The organism is Spirosoma agri, from assembly GCF_010747415.1.
Lineage (GTDB): Bacteria > Bacteroidota > Bacteroidia > Cytophagales > Spirosomataceae > Spirosoma > Spirosoma agri.
The window spans coordinates 2,073,806-2,093,568 of record NZ_JAAGNZ010000001.1; the positions used below are offsets into that span (position 1 = coordinate 2,073,806).

The 19,763-nt window shown below is 47.9% G+C and carries 17 protein-coding genes and 1 tRNA gene; 5 read left to right on the forward strand and 13 right to left on the reverse strand.

What is annotated here, in order from left to right:
* Positions 1-26 precede the first annotated feature (26 nt).
* The 6 genes from GK091_RS08520 to pdxH form a co-directional block, all read right to left on the reverse strand.
* Positions 27-947, reverse strand: a complete 921-nt coding sequence (locus tag GK091_RS08520) for a helix-turn-helix domain-containing protein (protein ID WP_164036309.1) — start codon at positions 945-947, stop codon at positions 27-29.
* A 71-nt stretch (positions 948-1,018) separates the two neighbouring features.
* A complete protein-coding gene (locus GK091_RS08525; RefSeq protein WP_164036311.1) occupies positions 1,019-2,029 on the reverse strand; it encodes an aldo/keto reductase in 1,011 nt (336 codons plus the stop codon).
* A gap of 220 nt (positions 2,030-2,249) precedes the next feature.
* Positions 2,250-4,145 (reverse strand): acetate--CoA ligase, encoded by a 1,896-nt coding sequence (acs, locus tag GK091_RS08530; protein WP_164036313.1) that lies wholly within the window; start codon positions 4,143-4,145, stop codon positions 2,250-2,252.
* Positions 4,146-4,255: 110 nt separating this feature from the next.
* On the reverse strand, positions 4,256-4,489 hold the full coding sequence (locus GK091_RS08535; RefSeq protein WP_164036315.1) for a DUF6814 family protein: 234 nt from the start codon (positions 4,487-4,489) through the stop codon (positions 4,256-4,258).
* Between the two features lie 82 nt (positions 4,490-4,571).
* Positions 4,572-6,140 (reverse strand): MFS transporter, encoded by a 1,569-nt coding sequence (locus GK091_RS08540; RefSeq protein ID WP_164036318.1) that lies wholly within the window; start codon positions 6,138-6,140, stop codon positions 4,572-4,574.
* A 134-nt stretch (positions 6,141-6,274) separates the two neighbouring features.
* On the reverse strand, positions 6,275-6,916 hold the full coding sequence (gene pdxH / locus GK091_RS08545; RefSeq protein ID WP_164036319.1) for a pyridoxamine 5'-phosphate oxidase: 642 nt from the start codon (positions 6,914-6,916) through the stop codon (positions 6,275-6,277).
* A gap of 95 nt (positions 6,917-7,011) precedes the next feature.
* Here pdxH and GK091_RS08550 point away from each other — a divergent pair, with 95 nt between their 5' ends.
* The 4 genes from GK091_RS08550 to GK091_RS29535 all read left to right on the forward strand — a co-directional run bounded on the left by GK091_RS08550 (position 7,012) and on the right by GK091_RS29535 (position 11,196).
* On the forward strand, positions 7,012-9,312 hold the full coding sequence (locus GK091_RS08550; protein WP_164036321.1) for a DUF349 domain-containing protein: 2,301 nt from the start codon (positions 7,012-7,014) through the stop codon (positions 9,310-9,312).
* A gap of 137 nt (positions 9,313-9,449) precedes the next feature.
* Positions 9,450-9,533: transfer RNA gene (locus GK091_RS08555), tRNA-Thr, on the forward strand.
* A 450-nt stretch (positions 9,534-9,983) separates the two neighbouring features.
* Positions 9,984-10,940, forward strand: coding sequence for a hypothetical protein (locus GK091_RS08560; RefSeq protein ID WP_164036323.1), 957 nt, complete (start codon positions 9,984-9,986; stop codon positions 10,938-10,940).
* 16 nt (positions 10,941-10,956) lie between these two features.
* Entirely contained in the window at positions 10,957-11,196 is a 240-nt protein-coding gene (locus GK091_RS29535; protein WP_317166285.1) for a DNA/RNA non-specific endonuclease, read from the forward strand.
* A 125-nt stretch (positions 11,197-11,321) separates the two neighbouring features.
* On the opposite strand, the gene GK091_RS29805 is transcribed toward GK091_RS29535, so the two are convergent.
* The 6 genes from GK091_RS29805 to GK091_RS08595 all read right to left on the reverse strand — a co-directional run bounded on the left by GK091_RS29805 (position 11,322) and on the right by GK091_RS08595 (position 17,811).
* Positions 11,322-11,477: a DinB/UmuC family translesion DNA polymerase gene (locus tag GK091_RS29805; protein ID WP_164040655.1), complete on the reverse strand. Its 156-nt coding sequence runs from the start codon at positions 11,475-11,477 to the stop codon at positions 11,322-11,324.
* 523 nt (positions 11,478-12,000) lie between these two features.
* Positions 12,001-12,246, reverse strand: coding sequence for a hypothetical protein (locus GK091_RS08575; protein WP_164036325.1), 246 nt, complete (start codon positions 12,244-12,246; stop codon positions 12,001-12,003).
* A gap of 100 nt (positions 12,247-12,346) precedes the next feature.
* The gene (locus GK091_RS08580; protein ID WP_164036327.1) at positions 12,347-12,727 is read right to left on the reverse strand and encodes a hypothetical protein; all 381 of its coding nucleotides are present in this window, start codon (positions 12,725-12,727) and stop codon (positions 12,347-12,349) included.
* A 161-nt stretch (positions 12,728-12,888) separates the two neighbouring features.
* Positions 12,889-13,362, reverse strand: coding sequence for a hypothetical protein (locus tag GK091_RS08585; RefSeq protein ID WP_164036328.1), 474 nt, complete (start codon positions 13,360-13,362; stop codon positions 12,889-12,891).
* Between the two features lie 2,804 nt (positions 13,363-16,166).
* The gene (locus GK091_RS08590) at positions 16,167-16,325 is read right to left on the reverse strand and encodes a hypothetical protein (RefSeq protein ID WP_164036330.1); all 159 of its coding nucleotides are present in this window, start codon (positions 16,323-16,325) and stop codon (positions 16,167-16,169) included.
* A gap of 598 nt (positions 16,326-16,923) precedes the next feature.
* The gene (locus tag GK091_RS08595; RefSeq protein ID WP_164036332.1) at positions 16,924-17,811 is read right to left on the reverse strand and encodes a PPK2 family polyphosphate kinase; all 888 of its coding nucleotides are present in this window, start codon (positions 17,809-17,811) and stop codon (positions 16,924-16,926) included.
* Positions 17,812-18,482: 671 nt separating this feature from the next.
* Here GK091_RS08595 and GK091_RS08600 point away from each other — a divergent pair.
* Complete coding sequence (locus tag GK091_RS08600) at positions 18,483-19,355, forward strand: PE-PGRS family protein (protein ID WP_164036334.1); 873 nt, start codon at positions 18,483-18,485, stop codon at positions 19,353-19,355.
* Positions 19,356-19,452: 97 nt separating this feature from the next.
* On the opposite strand, the gene GK091_RS08605 is transcribed toward GK091_RS08600, so the two are convergent.
* Positions 19,453-19,656, reverse strand: coding sequence for a hypothetical protein (locus tag GK091_RS08605; RefSeq protein ID WP_164036337.1), 204 nt, complete (start codon positions 19,654-19,656; stop codon positions 19,453-19,455).
* Between the last annotated feature and the right edge of the window lie 107 nt (positions 19,657-19,763).

Here is a 19,763-nt window from a genome sequence, read left to right on the forward strand (position 1 = left end):
TTCGCTATTAATTTGCTGGTCAGCCGCTAATTGAACGATTGCCTGAATTCGAGAGGTGATACGCTGGTTTTGCTCTTGAATAATTTGTTGAACGACTGTGGATACTCAAATCCCAATCGGTACGCGATTTCACCGACCGAGAGCGACGTTGTCGTCAGAATCTCTTTTGCTTTTTCGATCAACTTACCGTGGATATGTTGCTGGGCGTTTTGGCCAGTTAGCGACCGCAACGTATCGCTTAAATAATTGGGCGATACGTTCAATTGCTCGGCAATCGAATGCACCGTCGGCAGTCCCTGTTCCTGGACGAGGTTTCCATCAAAATAAGCTGATAACAACGCTTCCAGGCGGATCAGTAAATCGTTGCTGGCATTTTTACGGGTGATAAACTGCCGGTTATAAAATCGATTGGAATAGCTGAGCAGCAAGTCGATGTGCGCTATGATCACATCCTGACTGTAGCCATCGATCGCCGAATAATATTCCTGCTCAATGTTGCGCATGATTGAGGTTACCATCGTCTCTTCTTTTTCCGACAGGTGCAGCGCTTCGTGCACCGCGTAAGAAAAAAAGCCGTACTCTTTAAGCCGCTTCGCCAGAGGATAATTCCGAACAAAATCAGGGTGAACCACCAGCCAAATGCCGCAAAGCGATATCTCGTCGGTTTCGGTCGTGGAAATGACCTGACCGGGCGAGAAAAAAGTCATAATGCCATCGTCAAAATCATAATAGCTCTGCCCGTATTTCATCTTGCCTTTAAAGTCTTTCTTGGTGCAGATCGAGTAGAAATTATAGATGACGCTGCGCATCGTTTCGGTGAGATGGCATTGTATGTCGTTCAAATTAATGACGCTCACCAACGGGTGCGCTGGCTTGGGCAGCTCCAGTAAACGATGCAATTCAGAAATTGACGTAATAACGTAGGGCGGAGTCGATTCTTTTTTCATCGGTACAAATGGTCTGGTTGCCCGTAAAAACTGTCGTTTGAGGGCAGTTTTTACGGGCTGGTTCTGCTTGTTTAGTTATCTATCGTTGCCATTGTCATGGCATCGTAGCGGTCGCCGGTCGGGGTTCCCAGCGGAACGATCGTTTCGAGTTGGTTCATTTCGTCAGCGCTCAGTGTAATGCGGGTAGCGTCGATGTTTTCTTCTACGTATTTAACCCGCTTAGTCCCCGGAATGGGCAGATACCCTTTCGAAAGAACCCACGCGAGCGACAGCTGTGACGCCGTGATACCTTTTGCTTCGGCCATTTCTTTGATCGCCTGAACCAGTTCCAGGTTTTTGTAGAACTGCTCGCCCTGAAACCGAGGAATACTCCGCCGGAAATCGTCGGCCGGAAAATCATCCGGACTTTTAACGTCACCGGACATAAAGCCCCGGCCCAGTGGTGAATAGGCGACAAAACCGATGCCCAACGCCTGAAGCGTAGCCAAAATGCCGGCCTCTTCCACGCTCCGCTCAAACAGCGAATACTCAGTCTGCACGGCTGTTAAGGGATGGACCTGATGCGCCTTTGTTATCGTTGCCGACGACACTTCAGATAAACCAATATAGCCGACTTTACCTTCTTTCACCAGATCGGCCATCGCTCCGACCGTGTCTTCAATGGGCGTATTGGGATCTAACCGGTGCAGGTAATAGAGATCGATGTAATCTGTACCCAGGTTTTTCAGCGACCGTTCGACCGCCTTCCTGACGTAGTCCGGTCTACCGTTCATTTGCCAGGTTAGTTGCTCGTTATCGTCGATCTCGTAGCCGAACTTGGTTGCAATGATGTACTTGTCCCGGTTTCCTTTGATCGCTTTGGCAACCAGTCGCTCGTTAGCCAGCGGACCATACAGATCGGCGGTATCTAAAAAGTTGCCCCCCAATTCGAGCGAACGGTGAATGGTCGCTATAGATTCCGTTTCATCGGCTTTTCCGTAAATATCCGAACCGGCAATTTGGGTCATGCCCATGCAGCCAAGCCCGATTGCCGGAACGACAAGCCCCTGACTGCCTAAATTGGTTTTTTGAAGAGTGTTCATTGGTTACGCTTTACGTTGTGTTGTGATTTGACGATGCAAAGGTCAGGCAACTAACAAGTCAAACTGTAGCCAAATCCCGTATTGTTGTGTCCAGAATGAGGAGTGAACAGCCTGTAAAACAGAACGTGGTTCGGGAAGGGGCCAGGATTGATACGCCGTATCTCCAAGATACGGCGTATCAATCCTGGCCCCTTCCCGAACCACGCTTTCAAACCGGAAATTACAGGGCTCCGGCTTTGATTTCGTCTACCACCGCCGGGTCGAGCAGGGTGGACGTGTCACCAAGGTTACCGGTATCGCCTTCGGCAATTTTGCGGAGAATCCGGCGCATGATTTTGCCGGAACGGGTTTTGGGTAAGCCCGTCACAAACTGAATTTTGTCAGGCTTGGCGATCGGACCGATTACCCGACTCACCGTTGCCAGAATGTCGCGCTTGGTCAGGTCGGCATCGTGGTCGGTCGGTTGCTGATCCGTGATCACATACGCGTAGATGCCTTGCCCTTTGATGTCGTGCGGATACCCAACTACGGCACTCTCGACCACGCCCGTGTGCATGTTGATCGCGTTTTCGACCTCGGCGGTACCGATGCGGTGTCCGGATACGTTCAGCACATCGTCGACGCGACCCGTGATGCGGTAATACCCCTCTTCGTCGCGCAGACAGCCATCACCGGTGAAGTAGAGTCCCGGATAGGTAGCAAAATAAGTCTGCCGGCAGCGCTCGTGGTCGCCGTAGGTAGTGCGTAGAATGCCCGGCCACGGAAATTTAATGCAGAGGTTGCCGCTCACGCCATTGCCTTCGATTTCTTTCCCGGTTTCATCCACCAGAATCGGTTGAACGCCGGGTAGGGGCAGGGTCGCAAATGTCGGCTTGGTTTTGGTAATGCCTGCCAATGGCGAAATCAGAATGCCCCCCGTTTCGGTTTGCCACCACGTATCGACAATCGGGCAGCGGTTTTTACCGATATTGTCATCGTACCAGTGCCACGCTTCTTCGTTGATCGGTTCACCAACCGAGCCCAGCACCTGCAAACTGCTCAGATCATGGTTTGTGACCTTGTCCAGTCCAAAACCCATGAGTGAGCGTATGGCCGTCGGAGCCGTGTACAAAATATTGACTTTGTGCTTATCAGTGATATCCCAGAAGCGGCCATTGTCAGGATAGGTCGGTGTTCCTTCGAAAAGCAGGGAGGTGGCACCACAAGCCAGCGGTCCGTAGACAATGTAACTATGGCCGGTGATCCAGCCGATGTCGGCGGTGCAGAAATGCACCTGATCCGGTTCGTATTGAAATACGTTCTGGAAGGTGTAGGCTGCGTAGACCATGTAGCCCCCACACGTATGCACAACGCCTTTGGGTTTACCCGTCGATCCCGACGTATACAGAATGAACAGCATATCTTCGGCGTCCATTTCCTCCGCCGGGCATTCGGCCGTAACCTGCTTCAGTTCCTGTTCCCACCACACATCGCGGCCTTTCAGCATCGAAACCGGTGTCCGCGTACGCGTCAGAACGATCACCCGCTGAACGCCGGGGCAGCCGATCAGGGCATCATCGACTGTACTTTTCAGCGGAATTTCTTTATTGCCACGGTAGGCCCCATCGGCCGTAATGACCACTTTGCACTGGGCATCGTTGATGCGGTCGGCAATGCTCTGCGCCGAAAATCCACCGAATACCACCGAATGAACGGCTCCGATACGCGCACAGGCCAATACCGCAATCGCCAGTTCAGGTACCATCGGCATGTAAATACAAACCCGGTCGCCCTTCACGACGCCATTGCGTTTCAGCACATTGGCGAAGCGGCAAACCTGATCATGAAGCATTCGGTACGTTAGCGTAGCCCCCGCTTCGTTCGGATCATTGGGTTCCCAGATAATAGCGGGCTGGTCGCCTTTCGTGGCCAGATGCCGGTCGAGACAGTTTTCGGTAATGTTGAGTTTCCCGCCAACGAACCATTTGATGTTCGGTTCGGTAAAATTCCACTGTAGGGTTTTGGTCCAGGGTTTGCGCCATTGAAACTCCTGCGCTATTTCGGCCCAGAACTCTTCTGGATCGTCAACGCTTTTCTGGTAAGCAAGCTGGTATTCGTCAAAGGTTCGGATACGCATAATCAAAGGTGACCGGAAGACCGGTTCGATGAGCGAATGAGTAAAAAATTGAGCAAAAAGAAATACTGGATGGCAAATCTATTCACTCTTTTGCTGGAACACCAGTCCAATCATTCATTCTTTCGCTCGTTGGAATCGTACTCACCATCCAACGCGTACTTGCCGAAAAGAAGCAGCCCACCCACAACGATGGGAATCAATACGCAGAGAATGACCCAGCCAAAAACGCGGTCTTCGAGTTTATCGCTGGTAATTTTGGCCAGACTGTCCGTAATCTGGTCGTAGCCGACATAGATGCCGAGGAGTATCCAGACGACACCGAGGTATTTTTTTAGTGCATTCATAAGGTTTAAGGGCGAAAGAGTGAATGAGAACAAGAGCGAAAAGCTAGCGCAACTAATTTTAGCTGTATTGGGAGTTGCTCGTTCACTCGTTTGCGCTTTCGCTTTTATTATTCAGGTAAAGCACACCAATCACGAAGCAGACCCCGGCCACCAGAATAGGATACCAGAGCCCTTCAAGGTACGGTTTATCGACCGATCCCGGTGTCAGTTCGTTGGCTTTCGTTGCCGTTGCTACCAGGGCCGTTGCAATGAAGGGTGTCAATCCACCAAAGATGCCATTGCCAATGTGATACGGCAACGACATTGATGTATACCGAATGCGGGTGGGGAACAACTCGACCAGAAACGCAGCAATCGGGCCGTAAACCATCGTTACGTATAACACTTGCAAGAATATAAGTACCGTCATCAGCCAGAAACTGGCGGAGGGCAACGTTATGGCTTTTGTGCGCTCCGGCTTGGCCGGTGAATTGGGCGTCGCGTTCGGCGTTACGGTGCGTTCGATGTCTTTCGCTACCAAGCCATCAGCGTAAAAATGAGCCGTCGTTACCGTCATCAATAAATCGCCGTTGGGTTGTTTAGTTAGTTTGCGGTTGATCGTACGGGCATCTGAAAACTCCTGCTTCGTCGTTAAGTCGGCCAGGTTGTACATTTTTTCGTAGATCGGGCGGTAGGTCAGGATACCCAGCAGCATACCCGCGAGCATGATTGGTTTACGACCAATGCGATCCGATAGTCCACCAAAAATGACGAAGAATGGGGTTGCTGCCAGCAAGGCTACCGCCACAATACTATTGGACTGGACAAACTCAATGTTGCACGCTTTTTGAATGAACGAAAGCGCGTAGAACTGGCCCGTATACCAGATCACACCCTGCCCCGCCGTGGCACCGAACAAGGCCAGCAATACCACTTTAAGGTTTTGTTTCTTCCCAAAACTTTCCGCCAGTGGATTTTTCGAGATCTTGCCTTCCGTCTTCAGCTTCGAGAATAGGGGCGATTCGGCCATGCGCATCCGGATGATGATCGAAACGCCGACCAATAGAATGGACAGGATAAACGGCACCCGCCAGCCCCAATCGGCAAACGCATCGACGCCCAGCGATTCGCGCGTGATCAGGATAACGCCCAACGACACGAAGAGACCGAGCGTGGCCGTTGTCTGGATAAAACTCGTGTAATATCCCCGTCGGCCTTCGGGTGCGTACTCCGCTACGTAGGTTGCCGCCCCACCGTATTCACCGCCGAGGGCAAGGCCCTGAATTAATCGAAGCAGGAGTACCAGCAGGGGAGCCCAGAAGCCAATCGTGGCGTAGCCGGGGACAAGGCCAATGGCAAACGTAGAGCCACCCATCAGGACCAGCGTAACCAGAAACGTATATTTTCGACCAACCAGATCGCCCAGCCGTCCGAAGACCAACGCACCGAACGGGCGCACAACGAAACCGGCGGCAAAGGTGGCCAGCGTAGACAGCAGGGCGGCCGTTGGATTATCTTTTGGAAAAAACTGCGACGATAAAATGGCGGCCAGACTGCCGAAAATGTAAAAGTCGTACCATTCGATGAGCGTCCCGACCGATGAGGCCGAGATAACGCTGAACAGTGTCCGATTGGAAATAGCCTGTTGGGCTTTGGCTTTGTTGCCGACCATAGATCAGGAGTAGAAAGGGGTGGGTTCTGTCTCCAAAGCAACAGGCTGGCATTTCTTACCGTATCTGGATCAAGGACGCTGACTACTGGCTATTTTCTTCAACAGCCAATAGCCAGCGTCCAACGGCTTACTAGCTAGGGAGCCAGTCGTTCGATGAGCCAATGGCCGGCTTCCTGACGATAGCGAATCCGGTCGTGGAGCCGACTGGGGCGGCCTTGCCAAAACTCGACCGCATCGGGCACGATCCGAAAACCACCCCAGTAGGGCGGGCGGGGGATTGGTTGACCGGCAAACCGGGCTTCAATCTCGTTCTGGCGGTTTTCCAGCACATCGCGACTCTCGATTACCGAACTCTGATGCGATACCCACGCCCCGATCTGACTTCCGCGCGGACGGCTGCCGAAATAAGCATCCGACTCCTGCGCGCTCACTTTTTCTACCCGGCCTTCGATGCGGATCTGGCGTTCGAGCGCCTGGTAAAAGAACGTAAGTGTCGCAAAAGGATGACTGATCAGTTCCTGTCCTTTCCGGCTTTCGTAATTCGTGTAGAAAACAAAACCGGCCTCCGATACATCCTTGAGCAGAACGATTCGCCCATCGGGGCGCCCATCGGCCGTAACGGTGCTAACGTACATTGCATTAGGCTCTGGAATGTTAGCCTGTAGCGCAGCATCGAACCAAACCCGAAATTGAGCGATGGGGTCCACTAAAACATCGGCCGTATCTAAACCGTTTAGCGTATATTCTTTACGTAAGTCACTGATTGTTGACGGCATGTCGCTGGGTTTGTTTAACGGCTTTTCAATGGCTGGAATACAGGAAAATCCGCATATTGTCGTACTTTTGCAAAAGTAATCGGTACGTTCCCAACATGGCAAACCAAGAACAGGAAATTAACCAGCAACCAGACACCACTAATCAGGTTAACGGCGAGCTGGCAGTTAATACACCCGACGATACCACGACGCAGCCTACTGCGGCAGTCGAGGGCACGGAAACTACGTCTGAACCGGCGGCAGCTTCGGTGACTCCAGCGACTGACCAGATGTCGGACGCAAGTGGTGAAGACGGAACTACTACACCCTCTTCCGAGGCTACTACTGTGCCAGAGGTTCCTTCTGCTGAGGCCGTCGATGCGCCAGCTGCAGAGTCGCAGGATGCTGATGAGGCTACACCGGACGCTATTGTCGGGACGACGGATGAACCAGTAACTGAGTCAGCACCAGCGGCTGTAGAGACATCAGCCGATGCAACGCAAGACGCGACGACTGAATCGGGTGACGAGCCCGCTACGGAGCCTGTTGTCAGCGATGAAGTGACGGCTCAGTATGCCGACGTCCCCGATGCGGACGACGAAGCAGACACGTCGAACCAACCTTCAACTGATTACAGTCAGTACTCGAAGCAGGACTTTGTTAGTCTGCTGGAATCACAACTGGCCGCTACCAGCACTGCGGCAGTTACGCCCGGCGACTTCAAAAAGGCGGATCAGACGCTGAAAGAAGTGAAGCCCCTGTTCGACCAGATGAAACGGGCCGAACGCGAGGCTGCTTTGCAGGCTTACGTTACTGAAACGGGCGCTGAAGAAGGGTTTGACTACAAGTATGACGAAACCGTTCTGCGATTCGATGACCTGTACAAGCAGATCAAGAGCCAGAAAAATACGTATTTTCAGAATCTGGATAAGGCAAAGGATACCAACTTTGCTGCCAAAACGGATCTACTGACCCGTCTGCGCGAGCTAGTCGAAACGGATGAGAACAACGCTGGCGATCCGAAGGTAAGCTGGAACGAGTTCAAGAAAATTCAGGATGAGTGGAAAGCGGCCGGGAATATGAATTCCCCGCATAACGCAACGCTGTGGGCTACGTACCACGCGCTGGTCGATCGCTACTACAGCAACCGGAACATTTACTTTGAACTGAAAGAACTTGACCGGAAGCGGAACACCGCCCTGAAAACGGAGGTGATTGAGAAAGTCGAAGCGATGGCGAAAGCTTCGGATGAAACGCCCGTAACCCGGCAGACCATCGACGAAGCAAATGCATTATTTGAAGAATATAAGCACATTGGTCCGGCTCCTAAGGCCGAACAAGAGGTGCTGTGGGGCCGCATGAAAGCCGCTCTTGATGTGCTGTACGACAAACGTCGGGATCAGACCAACGAGCAACGGAAGGAGTCAGCTCAGTTATATGAAGAAAAATCGGCGATTTACGAAGAGCTGGTTCCGCTTACCTCGTTTGCATCGAATAGTATTAATGACTGGAACGACAAAACGAAGGCTGTCATGGCGCTTCAGGATCGTTGGAACGGAATAAAAGGACCAATGCCCCGCGAGGATGGCAAAGAGTTGAGTAAGAAGTTCTGGGCTGCGCTGAAAACGTTCTTCCACAACAAAGGTGAGTTCTTTAAACAGCTGGAAAGCAAGCGGGAGGAAAATCTGCGGGCCAAAGTTGAACTCTGTGAGCAGGTAGAAACGATTCTGGCTTCTGGTGAAGAGTCGCCTGAAATAACGCAGACGGTTATCGAATTGCAGCGCCAGTGGAAAAATATTGGTCAGGTTCCTGAAAAGCAGAAGAACTCGATCTTTGATCGTTTCAAAGCGGCCTGCGATGCGTTCTTTAACAAAAAACGCTCCAAGAACCAGGAAACTGAACGCGAATTTGAAGCGAATCTGGCGCAGAAAATCACGCTCATCGAGCGTATCGAAGCGGCTGCCAATGAAAACGCTGACCTCTCTGAGCTAAACGAGTTCAAGAAAGAGTGGAATGCCATTGGGTTTGTTCCCAAGAAAGATATGCAGTCTACCCAAAAACGCTACATCAATGCGGTAAACGCACTGGTTGGTTCTACGGGTAAGATTCCGGCAAAAGATAAAGAGCGCGTTATGCTTCAAAATGAAGCCGAAGTGACGCGCGCTGGTGGTCGCGACCGCGAGTTCAATAGGGGTGGCAGCAGCGATCGTGACAGTGGTGGTAACAAGCGTGAGAACGATATTCGTCGGCGTATTACAGCCATTGAGAATGATATTGCTACCTATCGGAACAACATCGAATTCTTTGCACGGTCGAAGAATGCGGATAAACTCCGGGCCGAGATCGACAAGAAAATCGCTGATGCTGAAACGCAATTAGACGAGTTGCGCCATCAACTACGGGTAGCACAAGCTTGATGCATTGATCGTGTTCCAATAATTTTTTTATTGGACCACTAAATTCAAGAGTAGATTCTTGCACTTTACAGTCAAAACAACTACTTTTGCATCACAATTCGGGAATAGGCCATTTGGCCACCGAATTTGACCGGATTGCCAGTGTCGGATAGCGGTCGATTCCGCCTGATTTGTAATCAGGATGCGCAAGCGCGTCGGGGGTTCGAATCCCTCCACTGGCTCACAGATTACCAAGCACTTACATTAATTTTGTAAGTGCTTTTTTCGTTGGCGTGCAATGTAATGTGCAATGCGTTTACATAGTTTGGAATAGTAAGCTGGTATTTCTACATGGATGAACATTATCGTGGAGCGCCATTTGAAGCCTTTTCGTCGCAAACATGGTCCAACTACCAAGACCATCTATTTAAGGCACTAGATGCTGACGTAAATAAAAGAGACCGAAATTATATTCTTAATATTGATAAGGAAAAGTATATAGAAGATTCGTACAACTACTATAAGCTCGACACAATCGAGCTTGATGTATTAAATCCATTTATACCTGAGCCACAAATAAGACCTGTAACAATAACTGAGTATCGACAAAAAAGGACAGTCAATATGTACTGTTTCTTTATACAGTACAGTTTTTCGGGGTCTACTGATCTATTCCGGATAGAGCCCAATCCGTGTGTTTCCCCCACCGCCAGTATTCATATCGATGTGTTTCCCCCACCGCCAGTATTCATATCGATCCGAGCTTTCATAAGGTAGCTTTTGAAATACAAATTGAAGATCTTTCCGAGACAGCATTTACTGAAGAACTCGAAAGGTATCAGCAACTAGCGTTCGCAAATGTTGTCTATATAAATCATCATGTTCGTGACTTTAATGCTTGCTTGAAAGGTCAGATAGAAGATCGCTTTACTGAGCGATATAATGTAAGCCTTAATGAGAAGCGGGTCTTTACTGCTATCAACGTTGTTAAGACCAAACAAGCCGATGTCATAGCGGTACCAGTGATCCAAAGAAAAGTAGTCATTCAACCAAAAACTCATCAATCTGAGAGTTACGCTGACGAGCCGACATTAAGACAGGATATATACGAAGACGTTCTCAGTGTACTCTACAATGTTGGTAAAAGCCTGGAAAGGAAGCCGTCCCTGTATCTTAGTAAAGGCGAAGAGCAACTCAGGGATTTATTTCTTCTGTTTCTGGAAACCAGATACGAGGCTATAACGGCGACAGGAGAGACTTTTAATCGAATGGGCAAGACCGATATACTTTTAAGGTATAGCGTTGATGGCAGCAACCTATTTATTGCCGAATGTAAAATATGGAAAGGTCAGGCTGAATACTTAAAAGCGATTGATCAACTTTTGGGGTATTTGACTTGGCGGGATTCGAAAGCTTCTGTGATACTGTTTGTACGACAAAATGAGTTCTCTTCTGTATTGAGCAAAATTGTACAGTCAACCCCCCAACATCCCAATTTTCATAAAGAAACGGGTAAAAGAGGTGAGTCGTCATTCAGTTATAAATTTAACTTACCTCAGGACAAAAATAAACAGATATACCTTGAGATAATAGCATTCCACTTCGATACTAAATTTGAGTCTGAAGTAAGAGAGCTAAGACTCAAATAACCGTTCCTTCTGTCCTGTGGAAAGTGGTTATAGTTTTACTTATAGAGATTATGGTGATTTGAACCGGATAAGCGCGCAAACGAGAGTTATTGCGGTCTGGATGCCTAATACAGATGCAGTAGGGGAGCAGCCTTGGTCAAGCTATCGGGTTAGCGTTGATGAGGTTGAGAAGCTAACGGGCTACGATTTGCTGTCGAACGTGCCTGAGAGCGTGCAGCGGGTGATTGAAGCTAGGATTGATATGAAACTTATTTGATAAAGCTGTGCATTGGGCGGCATTTGAAGAATTTGAAAATTCAGCGAAGGGAAAATATAAAGGACTCGCGTCAAAGCAGAGCGTACGGGTTATTTAAGATTCTTTGAAGGATAATGAGAGTAAGCTTAAGCGGGCACCAGATCGGTTAGCATCACGCCCACTTTCTGATAGTTGTAGTCAAAGGCAAAGATCGCATCCAGTGCCGATTTGGCGTACCTCAAGAAATCTGGGGTGCTACTGGTCGGATGCGGCAGTTGCCCGGTTCGGGAGTTGCAACTCAGCCGGCCGGGCCTTTACGTCCCTGACTCGGCGTCTGGAAATAGCGAACAGATCGGCGTTACCGCCCGCCATAACTCGTACTTTGGCTTCGTGTTGATTTTTGAAGTTCCAATGGGTAACGTGTTGTGGATTGACGGCTGCGTATTTGTGAATGCGGATCAGATTGGGATAATGAGACAGTATTTTTTTTTAGGGTAACGCCGAAGATACCCAGGCTACCGTCAGCGTAGCGTAACCGGGTATAGTTTCCGGTACCCGTCAGGTAGGTTACTGGCTTTGAATAGTCGATGCGAATCGTAGGGCGAGGCATGTGGCTTCAACACGATTCCATCACAGAAGAGTTGCTGAGCGCAGCCATTTTTAGTGTTAGGCCGAGACGTTATTGGGTAACGCCAAATAACAAACCAGCATTTTTGCTTAGCGATAGCGGATGCGACTACAAAAAAGCCGTATCCAAGGTGAATACGGCTTTCCATCAATAAACTAACCCAAACGACTTTGGCGCGGTAAGCTCCAACTCAATCGCTACTTGACGGTATAGACACTGGTGCAGGAGATATAGCTGATAATGACCAACCTATTCCCTGAATTACCATCGGTAGCGCCCGTACGGGCAAGTAAGCGTGTGCCTGTGTTATAGGAGCCACCAATGCTGCCGCCACCCGAGCCTGAACCCGTTCCACCACTACCCGAGCCACCAGCTCCTCTATTGACAAAGGTTTTGCCGCCCGCCTTTGAATAGTCACTGGCTTTATTACCATCACTTAGCAAACTACCACCCCCACTGCCGATGTTTCCTCTTGGAAAGCCTGCTTGACCACGTTTTGCCTCAAAGTCTACACCAAACCCTGCGCCACCTCTCCCCCCGCGATTACAACTGGATTGGGATTAGCCGCGCTGCTGCCCGCCCCCACGACGAACGAGCCCCTCTCCTCTTCCACTCAGTTGCTGACCGACCAGAATACTCAATGGTTGGCCGGGCGTGACGCTTATCTGAGCAGCTATGATGATCCCTATGCCAGCGGTAGCTGCTCAGATGCACGTCACGACCTTTAGCCACCCAAGCCTTAATGGTGAGCGAAGTGACGTCCGTAGGCATCGTCCAGGTCACAATCTGCCCGGCGTAGGAAAAACTCTGTGTAGTCGTCACCGACCTATTCTGAGCCTGTAGGTAGCTACTAAGACTACTAAGTAAAACGAAAACCAGCAGGTAGATGGCCCGCCGACTAAAGAGGTGAAGCGATTGAGTCATAACGATTGACTTGGATTAATTGACTGGCCGCAAACCTACGACACGTCTGATTATCAAGCTCTCACCATTGTAACATCGACTCTCACTATTGTAACATTATACCTAAAAGGGCATTTTTTTTCGTGAGACGCCAAAAAAAGGTCGGTAATTTCAAGTCGTGGCTAGGGTGCTGCTACGGCCCGGCCATCTTTTAGCAGTCCTCTTAAATCGATCGCTAACGATTCCAGATACTCGATCACGGCAAACAGTCGAAATGGTACCGGCTCACTGACCGGCGCATCCGTAACTAAATCACGCCAGCGTTCCCCTTTTGGATTGACCTGATCAACCACTAGGCGCAGCGTGTTGTCGTAAACGGTCAGGGTGCCGTCGTGGGCGGTATAGTGAAACCCGGCACTGGGTTCACGCCGAAACGCCAGCCTGAAACACGCTTTGGCTTCATCTGTTGTAAGCGATTCCAACCGCCGGAGTACCGGTCGTACGTTTCGATACTGCGCTGGCAAGTTGGCTAGCTGGGCAAGTAAAGCCGGTGTCAGCTCCTCTTCGCGGGGTTGCCACTCACCGGAGCGTATCATCTCATACTGCACCCGGTGGGACAAGTGCCTAGTGAGCTCGGGGATAGCTAATAGGTTCATGGCAGCAAATTAGTGCAGGAACAGAATCACCGGTAGCCTGTACATCAGAAAGGCAGAGCCGGGCTAGGTAAACTGATTGTAGCCCTAAAGCAAAACCCGTGCATAGCACGGGTCTGTCCAGTAACACCATGATTGAAATGAACGATCAACCACAACACGTGCCGGGTAGTTACCCGAGACGAGGGAGCGGCCAAAACAAAAACCCAGCTATAAGCCAGGTTCTGTTGTTAACCTATCCTAGAATAAGAAACTATACCTATTAAAACGCAACTCACCATTGAGTACACCCTATGAGTGAGGATTCGGATCAAAACAGAAGCCCGCACTAAGTACGGGCCTTGTTTAGCTAATGAACAAACTCACAACTCTATAACACTACAGATCAGTCACATGGTCATAAAATTGAGAATTTGGCACAAAAAATAGGCCCGTACTAGGTACGGGCTTATTCAAAAGAACATAACGAGATAGTTTCATCCACCAGACAATAAATTCGTATATTGATCTATCATCTTTTGTTTACTTTTAAAGATAAATGAAAATAATACATTTATTAAAATCATGATTATTGATCTATAGGGTTACTTAATGTTATAATTAATTAACAAAAACACATTTTTATATACTAACATAAACAGTAGTTGGATTGCTTTGGATGAAAAAAACAAAAGCTCGGCCTCAGCTTGGCTCTGCCTATACATATCCATTCACGACCTGTACTTCAAGCCTAGTTAGCGAGCTTGGCTTTTCAGTCCGTCGGCGCTCATTCATGGGACGCTTATCTTTGCTCCGTGCTGATGAAAAACAGATCAACAAAAGCAAAATCGGTTATAAATGTTGATGTTTTCAATTCATTATCAGAAAAGCTAGCGGTGATTGGGGCATGAATCGAGACAACCTTTCGGGCATTACGCTCGGCGATCTTAGCGGGAAAGAATACATGTTTATAAGCGCAAACCAATCGCTGCCCAACCCGTACCGTGTCCATGTGATAAGAGTCAACATGGGTCACTTTACCACAAAGCATCGGGCTTTTCGGATCTATCCACACCGTGTACAGGTGACTAAACCTATGCACTCAAGACAAGGGTCAGCAATTGGGTTTATAATGCAAATAATGAGTTGAAGTTACGCAAACCAGCGAGATACGTGTATATGCATTAACTGCGCACCATAGACCCTAAGCGTCTACCTGCACGTATTAGTTTATTCATACGCTTCACACCTGATTTGACCTTTACCGATCTAGTAAACGTATCCTCCTCCTCATCATCAGCCTCCCCTGGCCATGTACTTTCCCGGCTGGAAGTGGGCAACAGCGCAATTCGTTGCTTCCACCGGATGTAGATCAACCGGAGAATAGTAAGTGCGAAAGTGACAATGGATAGCAAGACAAGGTAACGGCCAATTCGTCTTAGGGTAGTGTTGATGAATGATAGCATATATTGTTTAATTGTCCTTTGCGTTTAAATATAGGTACAATCGCTTACCGAGTTTATCTGATATTGAAAATAAATGAATAAATTAACCTATAAGCGTAACGGATAGTAATAATGGTGACAAAAAAAAGCCCGACTTCTACTTAAGCCGAGCTTTTTAATCCCTTTAATCGATAAGAAGCCCCTCCTAAGAATAAGCGGGGCTCATTGGTTCTTTTTTGCAGGTTAAATTCGTAAAACCTTCTTGTATTATTTTATCGCTCTTGCTTACTATTTAGTAAATTATAGTAACTTTATAGACACAAAAAAGCCTGACCTCATCGGTGGGCCAGGCTTTAAGTATTCTTACAAAATGTTATGACAAGCAATGTAGCTCATTCTGTTAACACAGAGTGAGCTTTTTTTTGACATATTAAATAAGTATCACCTATTCATGTGTTAATACAAAAAAAATACCCGGCGTAGTTACATCGGATATTTTTTTGTATTCCGTTTTACCTAGTGCGCAATAGACACTTAGGCTTATCGGGTTTTACATGGAAACCAATCGTCGTCAATTGACTTTAAGAATTATAATCAGGGGGTATTACCCTTTGCAAACCGTCTGTTGCAGTGCTGACAATGATACATCGCACGAGCGTGCCGTTGTGATCTAGTTTTCTTGAAGAGCGGTTGAGCGCACCGGGGGCAATTGGCTTTAGAGCTAAGTCTAAAATACAAAACGGTGCTAGCCGTCAAAGCACTAGTGAGCATACTGATAGGTAAGAGTGCATCCATAAAAGTAGTTTATAATAGGTGTATCTTAAACTGGCTGTAAGCCTAATGGGTGCATAGTTAATAAAATAAGAAAAATGATAACTAGTAATTTACTAATAGGTATATTTGCTGTATAATGGATAGGTAATAATTGCAGAAAATGGCCTAGACCTTCGGCGGGTATCGTAGAAAAGTGTAACGGTAGCAATCAGCATAGTCTTTTCCGTAATTGAGTCGCACTACATAAAGAGATACTGCGCAATGCGAATGTACGGAATCGACGCATAAGAGCATTAAGTATTGATAAAAGTTATATGAGTAAGTTGTTAATATACAGTGTAATAGCTTTGCATATATAAGTACACTAGTAACAGTAAAAAGAAGTCTCTTATGATTTGTAATCAGGATGCGCAAGCGCGTGGGGGGTCGAATCCCTCCACTGGCTCACAGACTACCAAGCACTTACATTAATTTTGTAAGTGCTTTTTTTGTTTACCACATACTATGTCGTGCGTTTATCTAGTTTAGCCCTCTTAGTTTGCCTGGTTTCAAGCGGCCTCCTGCCAGAATAAGGTAGTTAATTGATCTGGCTCCCCCGCAGATACATTTTCAATCTTTATAGCTAAATTGGATAACAACAAGTTCGTCGCCGTTGTCAAAATCGTATAAAGGCGGATTGGTAATTTCTTCGATGGCCAGCTCAACAGGGGAGTCAACAAGACTGATTGTAGCTTCCAGCGCGTACGCTTTGGCCACTTGATGAATCAAGGCTAAACGGGAATAGACAGAGACGCCTTCACTGCTATGGTTTAAGGAACTGTTTATAGTGGTCAACTCATCTAACCGTTGTTGAAATTTCTGTACCGTTATACTAACAGTCTGTATTTTTCGAGATGGTAAGTTCTCCCTCATAAACTTATAACCAGTAGTTAGTCAATCTGTTCCCTGCTGTGGTCTGGAGCTCTAACCAATCAATCAGCGAATCAATACTAGCTGAAAAGGGAGATTGTATTGCAGCCGTAATCCTATGAGGGAAAAGAAATCGTTTAACGAATGTCGCGCTGTGAAATCAGGTGTACAGTTTGGAGTAAAATATTCCCCAATCAAGCTACTGAACTGGTACTATTCGATTTTTAATAAACTGATTATCAATTGACTATGTATGTTCTTTATTTTGGCATCATTTAAGCAGAGGAATAGTCAACCCGGTTATTAATCTTCAGTTGTTCACTACGCTATTGCGTGGTCCCCACATAGATCGATTGCCTATTTACTCAACGTTAAGCTCTTTAAAAGGGAAAAAGCTCGGCTACAAACCGAGCTTTTGTGTTTTGTCGTGTTGACAGGGTCCAGGATACGGAACAGCTTACGAGGAGTGGCTATCCTGTTTTTTTACCTGCTTGATCAGGCGTTGCGCTTCTTTAGGGTCAGTTGTGGGGAAAGAGACAGGTAATGATTCAAGAACTTCCGCAATGATGGTGGCGATGATAAGCTGCTGATTACGCCGGTCATCGCTGGGAATGATATACCACGGGTTTTGCAGTGTTGCCGTTGCATTAATCGTATCCTCGTAAGCCTGTAGATAGTCCGGCCAGAACTCCCGTTCGACCAGATCATCGTCACTTAGTTTCCACTGTTTCTCGGTGTCCTCCAGTCGGGCGATGAGCCGTTTTCCCTGTTCCTCTTTGTCCACATTGAGGTAAAACTTAAGAATTGGAAAACCATTCCTGAATAGGTAGTCTTCAAAATGGACAATGTCGCCGAATCGTTCTTTCCAGAGCGTTTTATTATCTTTAGGAAGTAAGGATGGCGGAATTAACTGCTGCTCTAACCGTTCCGGGTGAACCCGCATGGCAAGCACTTCCTCATAATAGGACCGATTAAAAACACCAATAATGCCTCGTTCAGGGAGCGCTTGCCAAAAGCGCCACAGGAAATCGTGGTTCAGGTCTTCTTTATCGGGTTTCTTAAATGGAGCAATCAGAAATCGGGATGGATTGACACCTTTGAAAATCCGTCGGATGCTACTGTCCTTACCGGCGGCATCCATAGCCTGGAAGACGACCAGCAGGCCATAATGCCCGTCGGCGTGCATCTTATTCTGTGCCTGATCCATGCGGTCAGCCAGCACATCTAACTGGCGGGAATGATCAGCTTCGTCCGAGTAGAAGGGCTCAAGTTGCGTGGAACTTTTAGCGATGGAAAATTTCGGTTTTCCCTCGTAGCGGAAATGGCTGATAGTCAATTTGTTCATAAATAAGAAGCGGCTCCTCAGCCACGGGTAAACTTGTTGAGCGAATCACTGTGTTAGCGGTTTGCGAGTCAAAACGATTGGTATCGATGAAGCCAGAAAGTGAAAACCGGGGTTTGTGAACGCTAACGAGGTAAGTGCATAATATGTACCAGTCCTACAAGCGAATTGTTTGGCGATCATCCAACGATTGAGGCTATTGGCCATCGAACAGAAATTGTCACCGATTAATCCGGCCTTACTGCCATTTGTCTGTTTAGCCACTTTAGGAGGGAGTCGGGCGATGGTGAGCCTCCATTGACTGATGATGCTGAACGTCGGGGAAGAAGCGCTAAATAACTCGTGCGTACAGCAAACCGGTTCAAAGGGTAGTATGGGAACCAAAGAGCAGAAGAGTTTGTGTCGTCTGGCAGCCAAATGTGGTAGAGCTAGTCTACTTAGTATACATCGGATTTTCTTACTGCAAATGCCTGATTATCAAATTGTGGGTTGCTAACTATGTGGCGCTGGGCAACCTTAAATAGCCTCAAATGAATACAGCGATCGAGACCGGTCAATGCCAGTATGCGAAAAGTTGACTAAGGATGATCGATCTTCCCTACGATTGTAATCCGTATCTTTATGACATTGTCGACCGCCACGCGTGTAGGTGTTGAAATCAGTTATCCAATTTTATGCGTATTCTCATTGTCCTGTGCCTTGTCCTGGCCGTTTTTTCCTGTAAACTCGAAATTCCTGAAACGGATCTGACTCAGTTTTCACCAACGCCGACTACGGCATCCGTGTCAGCCGGAAGAATCGATAATGTATCAGGAATGGCAGATAGTCGCAGCCAGCCTGATAATATCTGGATTGTCCAGGGAAGTGGCTCGCCAGCCGCCTTGACGCTGCTTGGTCATGATGGAACGATAAAAGGAACACTCGACGTACCACGATTTTCTAACCGTGACTGGGCGGATCTGGCCATTGGGCCCGGCCCAAATCAGGGGACGAACTATCTCTACATTGCTGATATCGGTGATAGAAACCTGCAAAGTAGCATCTATCAAATTTACCGGTTGCCCGAACCGTCAACACTGCAAACTGCCATCACCCAGATTGAGCGAATCAATTTTCGTTATCCGGATGGTCCCCAGGATGCCAGGGCTATGTTTGTCGATGCGTTGAGCGGGGATATTTTCATCGTTACCAATCGAGTTCCTAATGCTCGATTGTACAGAATCGCCTATCCACAAAACATTGATGAAATTGCGATAGCAGAAGCCTTTGGCGAAATACCGGTTGAAACGCTGGTAACAGGAGCTGCAGCTTCGTCCGATGGTCGAGAGGTTGTCCTGCGAACGTACAGCCAGGGGGTATATTGGAAGCGGGCTGTCGGACAAACCTTTGACGACGCTATGCAAAAAAGTAATAGCCGACCTGCTCCGCTGGTGGCGGAGCCAAGAGGAGAAGCCATTTGTTTTGATAAAGATGGTAGCGGATACTTCACGATTAGTCAGAAGACTACGACAGATGCCGTGAATCTGTACTATTTCGGGAAGCAGTAAATCGGTACGATCTTACCTGCTACGAAAAACCGTTTAACAGAAGAAGCACCAGTACTACTCAATAGAGTTAGTCTGGTGCTTCTTCTGTTAAACGGGCTTACTTCTTCGTCGAATCGGGAACAACGATTTTTGTTGTGTCACTTTCGACTACTGTGGCATCACCACTCGTAAGCGTGTCATTTTCGATAACCGTAGTCGTGTCAGAGGCTGCCTGATCGGTTTCGGTTTTCTTAGACTGGCAGGCGGTGGCTATACCAAGGACGGCAACAAAATAGAGGGCTGACTTAAGTTGATTTTTCATGAGGTTACGTAAGTGAATGGTAAATTAGTTGCCATTTATCCACGATTCTCGGAAAAGTAACCCAATATACGCTGTACCCAAAAATGTCCTGAATCTTACAAGATTGT